The sequence below is a fragment of the Kitasatospora sp. NPDC048298 genome (genome assembly GCF_043201465.1).
Taxonomy (GTDB): Bacteria; Actinomycetota; Actinomycetes; order Streptomycetales; family Streptomycetaceae; genus Kitasatospora.
Genome location: NZ_JBICYZ010000100.1, coordinates 1 through 14,794, shown reverse-complemented (window position 1 = coordinate 14,794; position 14,794 = coordinate 1). Strand labels below are relative to the sequence as shown.

Here is a 14,794-nt window from a genome sequence, read left to right as displayed (position 1 = left end):
CGGCACCGGAGCCCGCGCGTTAATCTTGGCCCTATGCCTGAACGCCGTACTGTCGCCCTTGTCACGCTCGGATGCGCCCGCAACGAGGTGGATTCCGAGGAACTCGCCGGGCGACTGGAAGCCGACGGCTGGTTGCTCGTCGACGACGCCGTCGAAGCGGACGTCGCCGTGGTCAACACCTGCGGCTTCGTCGAGGCCGCCAAGAAGGACTCCGTCGACGCCCTGCTGGAGGCCAACGACCTCAAGGGGCACGGCCGCACCCAGGCCGTCGTCGCGGTCGGCTGCATGGCCGAGCGGTACGGCAAGGAGCTCGCCGACGCCCTGCCCGAGGCGGACGGCGTCCTCGGCTTCGACGACTACACCAACATCTCCGACCGCCTGCAGACCATCCTCTCCGGCGGCCACCACGCCCCGCACCTGCCGCGCGACCGCCGCAAGCTGCTGCCGATCAGCCCGGCCGAGCGGCAGTCCGCCGCCGAGGCCGTCGCCCTGCCCGGCCACGGCACCGAGGCCGCCGCCGAGCCGATCGCCGACCTGCCCGACGGCCTCGCCCCCGCCTCCGGCCCGCGCACCCTGCGCAAGCGGCTGGACGACAGCCCGGTCGCCTCGGTCAAGCTCGCCTCCGGCTGCGACCGCCGCTGCTCGTTCTGCGCCATCCCGGCCTTCCGCGGCTCCTTCATCTCCCGCCGGCCCTCCGACGTGCTGAACGAGGCCCAGTGGCTGGCCGGGCAGGGCGTGCGCGAGATCGTCCTGGTGAGCGAGAACAACACCTCGTACGGCAAGGACCTCGGCGACATCCGGCTGCTGGAGACGCTGCTCGGCGAGATCGCCGCGATCGAGGGCGTCGAGCGGGTCCGGGTCTCCTACCTCCAGCCGGCCGAGATGCGCCCCGGCCTGATCGACTCGATGACCGGGACCGCCGACGTGGTGCCCTACTTCGACCTGTCCTTCCAGCACTCGGCACCCGCCGTGCTGCGCCGGATGCGGCGCTTCGGCTCCACCGACCAGTTCCTGGAACTGCTGGGGACCATCCGCGACAAGGCCCCGCAGGCCGGCGCCCGGTCCAACTTCATCGTCGGCTTCCCCGGCGAGACCGAGGAGGACTTCGCCGAGCTGGAGCGCTTCGTCACGCACGCCGGGCTGGACGCGATCGGCGTCTTCGGCTACTCGGACGAGGACGGCACCGAGGCCGCGACCTACGACGGCAAGCTCGCCGAGGACGTGGTCGCCGACCGGCTGGACCGGCTGAGCCGACTGGCCGAGGAGATGACCGCCCAGCGGGCCGAGCAGCGGATCGGCACCGAGGTCGAGGTGCTGATCGAGTCGATCGAGGACGGCGTGGTCGAGGGCCGCTCCGCCCACCAGGCCCCGGAGACCGACGGCCTGACCACCCTCACCGGTGTCGAGGCCCCCGAGATCGGCCGGTTCTGGCGGGCCAGGGTCGTCGCCAGCGAGGGCGTCGACCTGATCGCCGAGGCGCTGGAGCAGGTGCGGTCGCCCAAGACCTCGGGAGTCGGGGAATGACCAAGGGGCCCGGCGCCCCGGCCGCGGCCCACCCGGGCAGACCGGTGGCCGCGGCGCCGTCGACCCCGGGGGTCTGGAACATCGCCAACGTGCTCACGATGGTCCGGGTGCTGCTGGTGCCGGTCTTCGTGGCGCTGCTGTTCGCCGACGGCGGGCACGACCCCAAGTGGCGCTCGGTCGCCTGGGCCTCGTTCGCGATCGCGATGATCACCGACCTGTTCGACGGTGAACTGGCCCGGCGCAAGGGCCTGGTCACCGACTTCGGGAAGATCGCCGACCCGATCGCCGACAAGGCGATCATGGGCTCGGCGCTGATCGGCCTCTCGCTGCTCGGCGACCTGCCCTGGTGGGTCACCGCGGTGATCCTGGCCCGCGAACTCGGCATCACGCTGATGCGGTTCTGGGTGATCCGCTACGGGGTCATCCCGGCCAGCCGCGGCGGCAAGCTCAAGACGCTGACCCAGGGCACGGCGGTCGGCATGTACGTACTGGCCCTGACCGGCTGGCTGGCCACCGGGCGGGCCGTGCTGATGGGGCTGGCGGTGCTGCTGACCGTCGGCACCGCGCTGGACTACATCGGGCAGGCGCTGCGACTGCGCCGCGAGGGACTGGCCGCGGCGCAGTCGGGCCGCTGAGCGACGGGGGAGCCGGGTGGCGGAGCGGGACGTGGCGGAGCAGGGCGCGGTGGAGCGGGACTTCCGGCTGGCCGAGCGGGCGCACGCCGCGCTGCGCGCCGAGGGCGGCACGCTGGCCGTCGCCGAGTCGCTGACCGGGGGTCTGCTGGCCGCGGCGCTGGTGGACGTCCCCGGGGCGTCCGCGACCTTCCGGGGCTCGGTCACCGCGTACGCGACCGAGCTGAAGGCCTCGGTGCTCGGGGTGGACGAGGGCCTGCTGGACGTGTACGGGCCGGTCCACCCGGTGGTGGCCCGGCAGATGGCCGAGGGCGTGCGCGGGCTGCTGGGCGCGACGTACGGGCTCGCGACGACCGGGGTGGCCGGGCCCGACCCGCAGGACGGGCAGCCGGTCGGCACCGTACACCTGGCGGTCGCCGGCCCGGGGGGAACTCTGGTCAGTTCGCCCCTGCTGTCGGGCGGTCGTGCCACAATCCGTCACGGGGCGGTGACCGCCGCGCTGGAGCTGCTGGTCGATCGCTTCGCACGCCAGGAGCCCTAGGGGAGGGCTCCACCGGAGCGGGACCCGCCGGTCCGGCGCGCGGGTACGGGACAGCTGGAGGATCGTGTTACATCCAACACCCTGGTTGGGCAGAAACCAGGTGGCGAACGAGTTGCATGACGGTGGCGGGGCGGGTCGCGACGGGTACCACGACGGACCCGCGAACCCGGGTGCGACACCGGAACAAGGAGGGGGACGGCCTTGCAGCCCAGAGTGAACACGACCAGGGTCCCCGCACGCGAAGCGGGCAAGGCGGTACGGTGGGGTCGTGACATCTCGATCCGCAGTCCGAGGAGGGAGGCACCGATGATCCTGCTCCGTCGCCTACTGGGCGATGTACTGCGTCGGCAGCGCCAGCGCCAGGGCCGCACACTCCGCGAGGTGTCGGCGGCCGCCAGGGTTTCGCTCGGGTACCTCTCCGAGGTCGAGCGGGGACAGAAGGAGGCCTCCTCGGAGCTGCTCTCCGCCATCTGCGACGCGCTCGACGTCCGGATGTCCGAGGTCATGCGCGAGGTCAGCGACGAACTGTCGCTCGCCGAACTTGCGGCGATGGCCACCCTCTCCGAAGGTGATCTGCTGAGGCCGGTACTCGAACCGGTTCCGCTGCCCGCCCCCGGCACCGACCGGGCGAACCTCTCGCCCAAGGCCGCCGCGATGGACGTGGTCGCCGCCTGATCCCGGCCTCGACTCCCGGGCGCCCCTGCCCGGGGCGAGCGAAGGGAGGGCGGTCGTGCGAACAGACACGCAGACGCGCCCGACGGCCCGAATACGGGCCCGGGCGCCGCTGTTCCTCCGGGGACGGCGTCCGGTGCGGTGGGTGCTGACGGTCTCGGTGGCCGGGCTCGCCTGGTGGCTCCTGGTGGTCCGGGGGCAGCTGACCGACGGTGCGGTGCTGGGGCTGCTCGCGGCCGGTGGCTGGGGGCTCGGTCTCATCCCGGTTCACGCCGACTGGAACGCGACCGGACCGTCCCGGCGCCCGCGCGCGGAGCCGGTGGGACCGGTGGAGGCGCAGCCGCCGCCGATCGGGTGATTCGACGTGGCCGGGGACCGCGGGGTTCTCGACCCCGCGGCCCCCGGCCTTTTCCGTGCCCCGCTGCTTCGTCGGTTCAGGGGCGCAGCCGCAGGCCACGTGGGGTGGCGTGGAAGCCGGCCTCCTCCAGGGCGCGGCCGAGGGCCGAACCCAGGGCGGGCTCGCCGTTGGTCCGCTCGACCGTGACGCTGCCCAGGGCGCCCTCCCGGACGGCGGCCGCGAGCGCCCCGGCCGCCAACGCCCGGGTGGCCTCGTCCTCGGGCCAGGCCAGCAGGGACTTCCCGCCGCGCTCGACGTACAGCGCCAGCTCGCCGTCCACCAGGACCACCAGGGCGCCCGCCTTGCGGCCCGGGCGGTGGGCCGTGGACTCCCTGCCGCCGGGGGCGGTGGGCGGTTCGGGCCAGGGCAGGGCGGCGCCGTAGGCGTTGGCCGGATCGGCGGCGGCCAGCACCAGCGTCTGTGGCGGCTCGCCGGCCGGGGCGGCCGGCCACTCGGCGGCCCGGGTCCGCTCCAGCCGGCCGTTCACCGAGCGCAGCCGGTCGGCCGCGCCCTCCATGGCGAACTGGGCGCCGCCCAGGCCCTCGACGAAGTACCCCCGGCGGGCCCGGCCGCGCTCCTCCATCGCGGCGAGCACCCGGTAGACCCCGGCGAAGCCGCCGGGCACCCGTTCGGCCGCCACCGTGCCCCGGGTGAGCAGGCCGTGCCGGTCCAGCAGGTTCTGTGCCTGGGCGGTGGCCCGGACCGTCGGGTCGGCGGCGAAGGCGGGCAGCAGCGACCAGCGCCCGGCCACCGTCGGCGGGCCGCTGCGCAGGGCGCCGCCGACCCGGCCGGCACCGCCGTAGCGGCCGCGCGGGGTGGACCGGGGCGCCCGGTGGGCGGTGGCGCCCGCCGTCCGGCCCGAACCCAGCAGGGCGCGCAGCGGGGCGAGGGTGTCGTTGGTGACGTAGCCCGCCCAGACGAGGTCCCAGAGCGCCTCGACGACCTCCGGCTCGGCGGTCTCCTCCGGGAGCTGCTGGACGAGTTGGCGGAAGAACAGGCCGTAGCCGCCGGCCAGCGCGGACATCAGGGCGCTGTGCACCGGGGTGAGCGTGGGCGGCACGGGCTCGGGGCGCAGCAGGTGGGCGTTCTCGGCGAGGTGCAGGCTGAGCCAGCCGTCCTTGCCGGGCAGGGCGCCGGCCCCGCACCAGCCGACCTCGCCGGCCGCCATCAACTCGTCCAGCAGCCCGGGCGCGTAGTCGGTGAGCCGGGCCGGGAGGATCAGCTTCTCCAGCGCGGAGGCGGGCAGGGCGGTGCCCTGGAGCTGTTCGACCACGCGCAGCAGGCCGTCCGGGCCGCGCAGCCGGTGGCCGGCCAGGTGCTGCCACTGCGGCAGGAAGGCGGCCAGGGCGCGTGGCGGGACCGGTTCGACCTCCTGGCGCAGAGCGGCCAGCGAGCGGCGGCGCAGCCGGCGCAGAACCTCGGCGTCGCACCACTCGGGGGCGGTGTGCTCAAGAGGGGCAGCGCGAAGCGCTTCCGGCGATGGGTGCTGGCGGGCGGCGGGTGGGAGGAACTGGCCCTGGACCAGGCGGCCGGCGGCGGTCAGGCGGTGCAGGGTGCCGGTGACCACGGCGGTGCCGAGGCCGTGGCGGGCGGCGGCCTCGGCGGCGGTGAACGGGCCGTGGGTGCGGGCGTGGCGGGCGATCAGATCGCCCAGTGGGTCCTTGACCGGCTCGGTGAAGGCCTCCGGGACGCCGACCGGCAGCGGGGTGCCCAGCGCGTCGCGCAGCCGTCCGGCGTCCTCGATCGCGGCCCAGCGCTGCTCGCCGGCGATCCGGACCTGGATCACCCGGCGGGCCGCCTCCAGCTCCAGGGCCCAGAGCGGCTCGGCGCCGCGGAGGGTCAACTCGGCCTCGGAGAGCGGGCCGAGCAGGCGCAGGGCGTCGGCGACGCCCTCGGCGTCCCTGATCCGGCGTTCGGGGGTGAGGCGCTGGAGCTCGGCCTCCAGCTCGATGAGCACCTGGGGGTCGAGCAGTTCGCTCAGCTCGGCCTGGCCGAGGAGTTCGGACAGCAGCCGGGAGTCGAGCGAGAGGGCGGCGGCGCGGCGCTCGGCGAGCGGGGAGTCCCCCTCGTAGAGGAACTGGGCGACGTAGCCGAACAGCAGCGAGCGGGCGAAGGGCGAGGGCTCCGGGGTGGTGACCTCGACCAGGCGGACGGCGCGGGACTCCAGATCGCCCATCAGCTCGACCAGGCCGGGCACGTCGAAGACGTCCTGAAGGCACTCCCGGACGGCCTCCAGGACGATCGGGAACGAGCCGTACTCGGAGGCGACTTCGAGCAGCTGGGCGGCGCGCTGGCGCTGCTGCCAGAGCGGGGTGCGGCGGCCGGGGCTGCGGCGGGGGAGCAGCAGGGCGCGGCCGGCGCACTCCCGGAAGCGGGAGGCGAACAGGGCGGAGCCGCCGACCTGGTCGGTGACCAGCTGCTCGATCTCGCCGGGGTCGAACAGGGCGGCGTCGGCGCCGACCGGGGCCTCGTCCCGGCCCGACTCGTCCGAGGGGCCGCCGAACCGGCTCGACGGCTCCGCGGGGCCGGCGAAGTCGAAGTCGAGGGCCAGCAGGTCGGCGTCGGGCAGGCGGAGCACGATGCCGTCGTCGGCGTGCATGACCTGGGGGTCCAGGCCGTGCTTCTCGCGCAGCCGGGCACCGAGGGCGAGCGCCCAGGGGGCGTGCACCTGGGCGCCGAAGGGGGAGTGGATGACGATCCGCCAGTCGCCGAGCTCGTCCCGGAAGCGCTCGACCACGATGGTGCGGTCGTCCGGGAGGTGGCCGCAGGCGGCACGCTGCTCGGCCAGGTAGTCCAGCAGGTTGGCGGCGGCCCAGTCGTCCAGGCCGGCCTGTCTGAGGCGCTCGGTGGCGGCCTCGGGCCGCAGGGTGCCCAGTTCGCGGGTGAAGGCGCCGAGGGCGCGGCCGAGTTCGAGCGGACGGCCGAGGGCGTCGCCCTTCCAGAACGGGAGCCGGCCGGGGACGCCGGGGGCGGGGGTGACCAGCACCTTGTCGTGGGTGATCTCCTCGATCCGCCAGGAGGTGGTGCCGAGGGTGAACACGTCGCCGACGCGGGACTCGTAGACCATCTCCTCGTCGAGCTCTCCGACGCGGCCGCCGCCCTTCTTCCCCGTTTTCGAATCGGATGCAGTGGTTCCGGCGATGAAGACGCCGAACAGGCCGCGGTCGGGGATGGTGCCGCCGGAGGTGACGGCCAGGCGCTGGGCGCCGGGGCGGCCGGTCACCGTCCCGGCCACCCGGTCCCAGACCAGGCGGGGGCGCAACTCGGCGAAGGCGTCCGAGGGGTAGCGGCCCGCCAGCATGTCGAGCACGGCGTCGAAGGCGGACTGCGGGAGGGACGCGAAGGGGGCGGCCCGACGGACCACGGCGAGCAGGTCGTCCACCGGCCAGGCGTCCAGGGCCGTCATCGCGACCAACTGCTGGGCGAGCACGTCCAGCGGGTTGCGCGGGATGCGCAGCGCCTCGATCCGGCCGGCCCGCATCCGCTCGGTGACCACGGCGGACTGCACGAGGTCCCCCCGGTACTTGGGGAAGAAGACGCCGGTGGAGACGGCGCCGACCTGGTGGCCGGCCCGGCCGACCCGCTGCAGGCCGGAGGCGACCGAGGGCGGGGACTCGACCTGGACGACCAGCTCGACGGCGCCCATGTCGATGCCCAGCTCCAGGCTGGAGGTGGCGACCACGGCGGGCAGCCGGCCGGCCTTCAACTCCTCCTCGACGAGCGACCGCTGCTCCTTGGAGACGGAGCCGTGGTGGGCCCGGGCGATGACCGGGGGCGCGCCCCCGGCCGCGCCCGAGCCGCCCATCAGCTCGGCCGGGGCGTGCGCCTCGGGGATCGCGGTGCCGGTGGCGCGCTCGTGGGCGATCTCGTTCAGCCGGTTGCACAGCCGCTCGGCCAGCCGGCGGGAGTTGGCGAACACGATGGTCGAGCGGTGCGACTCGACCAGGTCGACGATCCGCTCCTCGACGTGCGGCCAGATGGAGGCTTGTCGCTGCGGGTCGCCGCCGGCGGCGGTGCCGGGGCTGCCGCCGGTGGCAGGGGCGGCGGGCAGGTCGTCCAGGTCGGGGACGGGGACGACCACCGAGAGGTCGAACTCCTTGGCGGCGGCGGGCTGGACCACGGTGGCGCCGCGCCGGGGGCTGAGGAAGCGGGCCACCTCCTCGACCGGGCGGACCGTCGCGGACAGGCCGATCCGGCGGGCCGGGCGGTCCAGCAGTTCGTCCAGCCGCTCCAGGCTGAGGGCGAGGTGCGCGCCGCGCTTGGTGCCGGCGACGGCGTGCACCTCGTCCAGGATCACGGTGTCCACTCCGCGCAGGGCCTCCCGGGAGGCGGAGGTGAGCAGCAGGAACAGCGACTCGGGGGTGGTGATCAGGATGTCCGGCGGGTGGGTGGCGAAGCGGCGGCGGTCGGCGGCCGGGGTGTCGCCGGAGCGGATGGCGACCTGGACCTCGGGCTCGGGCAGGCCGAGCCGGACGGCGGCCTGGCGCAGGCCGGCCAGGGGGGCGCGCAGGTTCCGTTCGACGTCCACCGCGAGGGCCTTGAGCGGGGAGACGTAGAGGACCCGGCAGCGGCGCCTGGGCTCGGCGGGGGGAGGGGTGTTGCTGAGGCGGTCGAGGGCGGAGAGGAAGGCGGCCAGCGTCTTGCCGGAGCCGGTGGGGGCGACGACCAGGACGTCCGTCTCCCGCTGGATGGCCTGCCAGGCCTCGGCCTGGGCGCTGGTGGGGGCGGAGAAGGCACCGGTGAACCAGGCCCGGGTGGCCGGGGCGAAGCCGGCCAGGGGGTCGGGGGTGGACGGGGTCGGGTGCTGGGGCGCCATGCCCCCATGGTGCCGGGTGGGACTGACATGCGGGGGTGCGGCGGGACGGGGACCGAAAGGGGTGCAAGCCGGGGAGCGGAAGTGATGATCCGCTCATATGGTGAGGAATCGGATGCTTGATCCAACCGTGACCGACCGGACCGACGAGCGGAGACCGTGCGATGGTGCAGGCGCACTCGTCGGGCGGGACCGCCCGGCGCCGCCGGGTCCGCGGGCCCGCCCGGGCGCTGCTCGCGATGCTGCTCACCGCGCTCGTGGTGGGGGGCGCCGTTCCGTACGTGTCCGGGCCGGGGCGGGCGTACCTCAGCTACCTGGTGCTGGCCGAGGGCGAGGACGCCGCCGGTGCGGCCCGGGCCGGGGCGGAGAGCCGGGCGGCGGGCGGGCAGGTGGTCCAGGAGTACCCGCAGATCGGGGCCGTGCTGGTGTACGCGACCGGGCCGTTCGCCGACCGGGTGCGGGCCCGGCCCGGGATCGCCGCCGTCGGGGCGACCAGGACCGCGCCGGTGGTCGCGCCGCCGCGGGCGGTGGCGGGGGCGGGGGGCTTCACGGCGGCGACGGCGGCGGGGGCGCGCGCGGGCGCGGGGCCCGGCGGGAGACGGGGCGGCGACCGGGCGGACGCGGGGACCCGGACGGTGCCCGATCCGGGGGAGGGGGACGCCTGGAACATCGCCATGGTCGGGGGCACCGCCGCCCGGACGGGGGACGCCTCGGCGGTGTCCGGTGGTGGGGTGCCGAGCCCCGACGCGCTGCGCAAGGTGCTGGTCGCGGTGCTGGACTCCGGGGTCGACGACACCCACCCGGACCTGCGCGCCGCCGTCGATCCGAAGGCCTCCGCCTCCTGCGCGGACGGCCGGCCCGACGGCCGCACCGGCGCCTGGCGGCCCGAAGCCGGGGCGGTCGAGAGCGGCCACGGCACCCACGTCGCCGGGATCGTCGGGGCCGCCAGGGACGGCCACGGGGTCACCGGGGTCGCTCCGGGGGTGCGGATCGCCGCCGTCCGGCTGCTCGGGCCGCTCGGCCAGTACTACGCGGAGAACATCGTCTGCGGCATGCTCTGGGCCGCCGACCACGGGGCCAGGGCGATCAACAACAGCTACTTCGCCGACCCGTGGAAGTACAACTGCCCGGAGGACCGGGACCAGGCCGCGCTGACCGCGGCCGTCGGGCGGGCCGCGGGCTACGCCCGGCGCAAGGGCGCGGTGGTGGTCGCCTCGGCGGGCAACGACGGGCAGGACCTCGGTGCCTCGCGGACCGACGACCGGAGCCCCAACGACCGGCTGTCGGGGCCTGCGCTCGTCCGCCACCTGGGCACCGAGTGCGTACGGCTGCCCGGCGAGCTACCCGGGGTGGTGACCGTCACCGCGGTCAACCGGGACGGGCACCCGGCGGCGTACTCCAACTACGGGCGCGGGCGGGTCTCGCTGGCCGCGCCGGGGGGCGATCCGGACGGCGGGCCGCAGGGGGCGATCGTCTCCGACTGGCCGGATGGGCAGTACGCGGCGCTGGCGGGGACCTCGATGGCGGCCGCCCATGTGACCGGGGCGGTGGCGGTGGCGGCGGCGTCGCATCCGGAGCTGGGGGCGGACGAGCTGGCGGGGCTGTTGGCGAGGGGGGCGGTGGCGGGGTGTCCGGTGGCGGCTCCGGGGTGCGGGGAGCGGCAGTACTTCGGGGCGGGGCTGGTGGTGCTGCCCCGTTGACCGGGGTGGGCGCCGGCGGAAAAGCAGGTGACGGGGTGGTGGGGCGGGGGTGAGGATCGGGGCATGGGTGATTCGGATGGGGCCGTGTTCCTGGCGACCGAGCGGTTGGTGTTGCGACGCTTCACGACGGCGGACGTGGACCGGCTGGTGGAGTTGGACGGCGATCCGGAGGTCATGCGCTTCCTGACCGGGGGGAAGCCGAGCGCGCGGGAGTGGCTCGAGGGCAAGGTGCTGCCGCTGTTCCTGGAGCACTACCGGCGCTACGGCGACCTCGGGTGGTGGGCGGCCGAGGACCGGACGGACGGCGCGTTCCTGGGGTGGTTCGAGTTCCGGCCGACGCGCGAGGGGGAGCGGGGCGAGGTCGAACTCGGCTACCGGTTGCGGCGGGCCGCGTGGGGGCGCGGGTACGCGACGGAGGGCGCGCGGGCGCTGGTCCGGCGCGGGTTCGCGGAGCTGGGAGTGGAGCGGGTGGTGGCGTACACGATGACGGTGAACGCGGGCTCGCGGCGGGTGATGGAGAAGAGCGGGCTGTCGTTCGTCCGCACGTTCCACGAGGACTACCCGGAGATGATCGCCGGGAGCGAGCACGGTGAGGTCGAGTACGCGGTGACGGCCGAGGAGTGGCGGGCCCGGTCCGGGATACTTGGGGCATGAGGCTGACGGAGTTCTGGCGACGGATGTACGCGCACTTCGGGGAGACGTACGCGGAGTCGTTCGCGACCGACCACGTGATGAGCGAGCTGGGCGGGCGGACGGTGCGGCAGGCGCTGGACGCGGGCTGGGAGGCCAAGGACGTCTGGCGGGTGGTCTGCGACACCCAGGGCGTCTCCGGGGTTCTGCGCTGAGTGCCGGCCTCCGGGGGGCATGGGACAGACTGTCCGGGTGACAAATAGCGCGGAACAGAAGAATTCGGACCGGGACGCCGACGGCGCCCCGGCGGGTGGGGGACTGTGGGGCGGCGGGATGCCGCGCTGGCTGCCGCGGGCGATGGTGCTGTTCCTGGTGCTGGTGGGGCTGTTCCAGCTCGCCGACTGGGCGTTCCGGCAGCTGATCGACCTGTTCGTGATGCTGCTGGTGTCGTTCTTCCTGTCGTTGGCGCTGGAGCCGGCCGTGGACCGGATGGCGGCGCGGGGGGTGCGCCGGGGCGTCGGGACCTTCCTGGTGTTCGTGGCGGTCGGGGTGGCGGTGGTGGGGTTCCTCGCCGCGCTCGGCACGCTGCTGGTCGACCAGGTGGCGAAGATCGCCGGGGACCTGCCGCACCTGGTCGACAGTCTGATCGGGTGGATCAACCGGACCTTCCATCAGGAGCTCTCGCTGGGTGAGCTGCAGAATCGATTGCTCAAGGACTCCGGGGCCATCGAGAGCTACGTCCAGCAGGCCGCCGACAACGTCTGGGGCGTCTCCTCCACCCTGATCGGCGGGCTCTTCCAGGCCTTCACGGTCGGGCTGTTCACCTTCTACTTCACCGCCGAGGGGCCGCGGGTGCGCCGGACGGTCTGCTCGATGCTGCCGCCCGCGAAGCAGGCCGAGGTGCTGCGCGCCTGGGAGATCGCGCTCGCCAAGACCGGCGGTTACCTGTACTCCCGGGCGCTGCTCGCGGTGGTGTCCTCCGTCGGGCACTGGGTGATGTTCGAACTTCTCGGCCTGCCGTACGCGGCGGCGCTGGCGGTCTGGGTGGGCGTCATGTCGCAGTTCGTGCCGACCATCGGGACCTATCTGGCCGGGGCGCTGCCGGTGCTGGTGGCGCTGACGGTGGATCCGGTGGACGCGCTCTGGGTGCTCGGCTTCGTGGTGGTCTACCAGCAGATCGAGAACTACCTGCTGCAGCCGCGGATCACCGCGCGGACGGTGGACGTGCACCCGGCGCTGGCCTTCGGCTCGGTGATCGCGGGGGCGGCACTGCTCGGCGCGGTGGGCGCGGTGATCGCGATCCCGGCGGCGGCGACGCTCCAGGGCTTCGTGGGGACGTACGTCCGACGGTACGAGGTGGCCACCGACCCGCGGATCGACCGGGGCGAGCAGCGCAGGGTCCGGCGGGAGCTGCGCCGGGAGGCGGCCCGGCGGCTGCGCCGGATGGTCGCCGGCGACGGGGCGAGGCGCGGGGAGTGATTCGGAGGCGCCGTCCCCGGGGTGTCCCCGGGGGCGGTGTGGGCCGGACGTGCGACGCTTGAATCGAACAGATGTTCTTTGTACTCTCCGGCGTGGAGTTTTCCACAGGCCCGGTCCGATCGGGCTCGTTTGTCAGTGGGACGCGCTAGCGTCGAGGACGATGAAGCGCACAGCACAGAACCCGAGGGAAAAAGCCATGGCAGGTACGGACCGCGAGAAGGCCCTGGAGACCGCTCTCGCCCAGATCGAGCGGCAGTTCGGCAAGGGCTCGGTGATGCGCCTCGGCGAGAAGGCCAACGAGCCGGTCGAGGTGATCTCCACCGGGTCCACCGCCCTGGACGTCGCCCTCGGGGTCGGCGGCATCCCGCGCGGCCGAGTGATCGAGATCTACGGCCCCGAGTCCTCCGGTAAGACCACTCTGACCCTGCACCTGGCCGCCAATGCCCAGAAGGCCGGCGGCACGGTCGCGTTCGTCGACGCGGAGCACGCGCTCGACCCCGAGTACGCCAAGAAGCTCGGCGTGGACACCGACGCCCTGCTGGTCAGCCAGCCGGACACCGGCGAGCAGGCGCTGGAGATCACCGACATGCTGATCCGCTCCGGCGCGATCGACCTGGTGATCATCGACTCGGTCGCGGCGCTCGTCCCGCGCGCCGAGATCGAGGGCGAGATGGGCGACTCGCACGTCGGTCTGCAGGCCCGACTGATGAGCCAGGCGCTGCGCAAGATCGCCGGTGCGCTGAACCAGTCGAACACCACCGCGATCTTCATCAACCAGCTGCGCGAGAAGATCGGCGTGATGTTCGGTTCGCCGGAGACCACGACCGGTGGCCGCGCGCTGAAGTTCTACGCCTCGGTCCGCCTCGACATCCGCCGGATCGAGACCCTGAAGGACGGCACCGAGGCGGTCGGCAACCGCACCCGCGTCAAGGTGGTCAAGAACAAGGTCGCCGCGCCGTTCAAGCAGGCCGAGTTCGACATCCTCTACGGCGTGGGCATCAGCCGCGAGGGCGGCCTGATCGACATGGGCGTGGAGCACGGCTTCATCCGCAAGTCGGGCGCCTGGTACACCTACGAGGGCGACCAGCTCGGCCAGGGCAAGGAGAACGCCCGCAACTTCCTGCGGGACAACCCGCAGCTCGCCGACGAGATCGAGCGGAAGATCAAGGGCAAGCTCGGCATCGGCCCGAAGGTGGAGGAGCCGGCCGAGGCCGGGGCCGAGACCGCCGCCGACGGTGCCGCCAAGCCGATCACCGCGACCGCCACCAAGACGGCCGCGGCGAAGAAGACGGCGGCGGCCAAGGCCTGAGCCGTTGACGCAGCACGACAGGGTGGGCGGCGGCCCGGAGGACGACGACTACGGGCCGCCGGACTGGTTCGCCGCAGTCGCGGAGGAGCCCGAGCCGGTGGCCGAGGCACCCCGGGGAGCGCGCCCCCGGCGCGGCCGGCGGTCCACCGCGCAGTGGGCATCCGGCCCCGAGCCCGAGCTCGACCGGGCTCCGACCCGGGCGGTGCGCGGCGCGGCGTCCGGGCCGGAGCCGGCGGAGGCCTCGGTCGAGGCGCTCGGCCTGCTCTCCGCCTCCGAGCTGCCCACCGGCCGTCGCCGACGGCGCTCGGCCCTCGCGGCCGAGGAATCCGAAGCGGTCGGGGGGGCCGCTTCGACACCGACGGCCGTGGCGAGCGGCCGCGGCGGGGCCGAGGCGGCCGATCGCGAGGGTGCGGCCGCCTCGGCCTCCCGTCGTGGCGGGCGCCGGGGCCGTGGCGCCACCGGGCGCGCCGGGGAGGAGGACGCCGGCCGCGCCTCCCGGAAGCAGGCCGAGGAGTCGGCCGATCCGGAGAGCCGCGCCCGGGACATCTGCCTGCGGCTGCTGACCGGCGCCGCCAAGACCCGCAAGCAGCTCGCCGACGCCCTGCGCAAGCGGGAGATCCCGGAGGAGGTCGCCGACGAGGTGCTCACCCGGCTCGAAGAGGTCGGGCTGATCGACGACGCGGCCTTCGCCGCGGCCTGGGTGGAATCCCGGCACGCCGTCCGGGGCCTGTCCCGGCGGGCACTGGCCCAGGAGCTGCGCACCAAGGGCGTCGCCGCCGACCTGGTCGAGCAGGCCGTCGCCCAGCTCGACCACGACGACGAGACGGACGCGGCCAGGGCGCTGGTCGAGCGCAAGCTGCGGTCCACCCGGGGGCTGGACCCGCAGGTGCGCACCCGGCGGCTGGTGGGGATGCTGGCCCGCCGCGGCTACTCCGAGGGGCTGGCGTTCCGGGTGGTGCGCGGCGCGCTGGAAGAGGAACAGAGTGAACCGTCGGGTCGGGACTAGTGTCCTGCGCCGGAGATCCGTCGGCAGAAGCGCGCTAGGGAGTCGAGGATCTCGTCGGCGGTCTTGGTCCAGGTGAACGGTGTGGGGTCCT

General features: G+C 74.5%; 12 protein-coding genes. 11 read left to right on the top strand and 1 reads right to left on the bottom strand.

The window, feature by feature from the left end; all coding sequences use genetic code 11:
- Positions 1 to 33: 33 nt before the first annotated feature.
- From rimO to ACGF0D_RS40770, 5 genes are all read left to right on the top strand, one after another.
- On the top strand, positions 34 to 1,524 hold the full coding sequence (gene rimO / locus ACGF0D_RS40790) for a 30S ribosomal protein S12 methylthiotransferase RimO (RefSeq protein WP_392925257.1): 1,491 nt from the start codon (positions 34 to 36) through the stop codon (positions 1,522 to 1,524).
- Entirely contained in the window at positions 1,521 to 2,159 is a 639-nt protein-coding gene (gene pgsA / locus ACGF0D_RS40785; RefSeq protein WP_392925255.1) for a CDP-diacylglycerol--glycerol-3-phosphate 3-phosphatidyltransferase, read from the top strand. Before rimO ends, pgsA begins: the two co-directional genes overlap by 4 nt.
- Before the next feature lie 16 nt (positions 2,160 to 2,175).
- The gene (locus ACGF0D_RS40780; RefSeq protein WP_392925253.1) at positions 2,176 to 2,697 is read left to right on the top strand and encodes a CinA family protein; all 522 of its coding nucleotides are present in this window, start codon (positions 2,176 to 2,178) and stop codon (positions 2,695 to 2,697) included.
- Between the two features lie 306 nt (positions 2,698 to 3,003).
- Positions 3,004 to 3,372, top strand: coding sequence for a helix-turn-helix transcriptional regulator (locus ACGF0D_RS40775; RefSeq protein WP_350739875.1), 369 nt, complete (start codon positions 3,004 to 3,006; stop codon positions 3,370 to 3,372).
- Positions 3,373 to 3,427: 55 nt separating this feature from the next.
- Complete coding sequence (locus ACGF0D_RS40770; protein ID WP_392883611.1) at positions 3,428 to 3,727, top strand: hypothetical protein; 300 nt, start codon at positions 3,428 to 3,430, stop codon at positions 3,725 to 3,727.
- 76 nt (positions 3,728 to 3,803) lie between these two features.
- Here ACGF0D_RS40770 and ACGF0D_RS40765 read toward each other — a convergent pair whose 3' ends face one another.
- On the bottom strand, positions 3,804 to 8,582 hold the full coding sequence (locus ACGF0D_RS40765; protein WP_392925251.1) for a DEAD/DEAH box helicase: 4,779 nt from the start codon (positions 8,580 to 8,582) through the stop codon (positions 3,804 to 3,806).
- Between the two features lie 161 nt (positions 8,583 to 8,743).
- Here ACGF0D_RS40765 and ACGF0D_RS40760 point away from each other — a divergent pair, with 161 nt between their 5' ends.
- The 6 genes from ACGF0D_RS40760 (at position 8,744) to recX (ending at position 14,703) form a co-directional block, all read left to right on the top strand.
- Positions 8,744 to 10,279 carry a S8 family serine peptidase gene (locus tag ACGF0D_RS40760; protein ID WP_392925250.1) on the top strand — a complete coding sequence of 512 codons (1,536 nt, stop codon included), beginning with the start codon at positions 8,744 to 8,746 and terminating at the stop codon, positions 10,277 to 10,279.
- Between the two features lie 63 nt (positions 10,280 to 10,342).
- Positions 10,343 to 10,933, top strand: coding sequence for a GNAT family N-acetyltransferase (locus tag ACGF0D_RS40755; RefSeq protein ID WP_392925248.1), 591 nt, complete (start codon positions 10,343 to 10,345; stop codon positions 10,931 to 10,933).
- Positions 10,930 to 11,124, top strand: a complete 195-nt coding sequence (locus tag ACGF0D_RS40750; RefSeq protein ID WP_392883618.1) for a DUF3046 domain-containing protein — start codon at positions 10,930 to 10,932, stop codon at positions 11,122 to 11,124. The genes ACGF0D_RS40755 and ACGF0D_RS40750 overlap by 4 nt, the downstream gene beginning before the upstream one ends.
- A 37-nt stretch (positions 11,125 to 11,161) precedes the next feature.
- Positions 11,162 to 12,388 carry an AI-2E family transporter gene (locus tag ACGF0D_RS40745; RefSeq protein WP_392883619.1) on the top strand — a complete coding sequence of 409 codons (1,227 nt, stop codon included), beginning with the start codon at positions 11,162 to 11,164 and terminating at the stop codon, positions 12,386 to 12,388.
- 196 nt (positions 12,389 to 12,584) lie between these two features.
- Positions 12,585 to 13,697, top strand: coding sequence for a recombinase RecA (recA, locus tag ACGF0D_RS40740; RefSeq protein WP_392925246.1), 1,113 nt, complete (start codon positions 12,585 to 12,587; stop codon positions 13,695 to 13,697).
- Positions 13,698 to 13,701: 4 nt separating this feature from the next.
- The gene (recX, locus tag ACGF0D_RS40735; protein ID WP_392925244.1) at positions 13,702 to 14,703 is read left to right on the top strand and encodes a recombination regulator RecX; all 1,002 of its coding nucleotides are present in this window, start codon (positions 13,702 to 13,704) and stop codon (positions 14,701 to 14,703) included.
- Positions 14,704 to 14,794 lie beyond the last annotated feature (91 nt).

Bases quoted from the DNA above. Each gene is read 5' to 3' on its own strand.
- rimO (WP_392925257.1), top strand. From the start codon at position 34: ATGCCTGAACGCCGTACTGTCGCCCTTGTCACGCTCGGATGCGCCCGC.
- pgsA (WP_392925255.1), top strand. From the start codon at position 1,521: ATGACCAAGGGGCCCGGCGCCCCGGCCGCGGCCCACCCGGGCAGACCG.
- ACGF0D_RS40775 (WP_350739875.1), top strand. From the start codon at position 3,004: ATGATCCTGCTCCGTCGCCTACTGGGCGATGTACTGCGTCGGCAGCGC.
- ACGF0D_RS40765 (WP_392925251.1), bottom strand. From the start codon at position 8,582: ATGGCGCCCCAGCACCCGACCCCGTCCACCCCCGACCCCCTGGCCGGC.
- ACGF0D_RS40760 (WP_392925250.1), top strand. From the start codon at position 8,744: ATGGTGCAGGCGCACTCGTCGGGCGGGACCGCCCGGCGCCGCCGGGTC.
- ACGF0D_RS40755 (WP_392925248.1), top strand. From the start codon at position 10,343: ATGGGTGATTCGGATGGGGCCGTGTTCCTGGCGACCGAGCGGTTGGTG.
- ACGF0D_RS40750 (WP_392883618.1), top strand. From the start codon at position 10,930: ATGAGGCTGACGGAGTTCTGGCGACGGATGTACGCGCACTTCGGGGAG.
- recA (WP_392925246.1), top strand. From the start codon at position 12,585: ATGGCAGGTACGGACCGCGAGAAGGCCCTGGAGACCGCTCTCGCCCAG.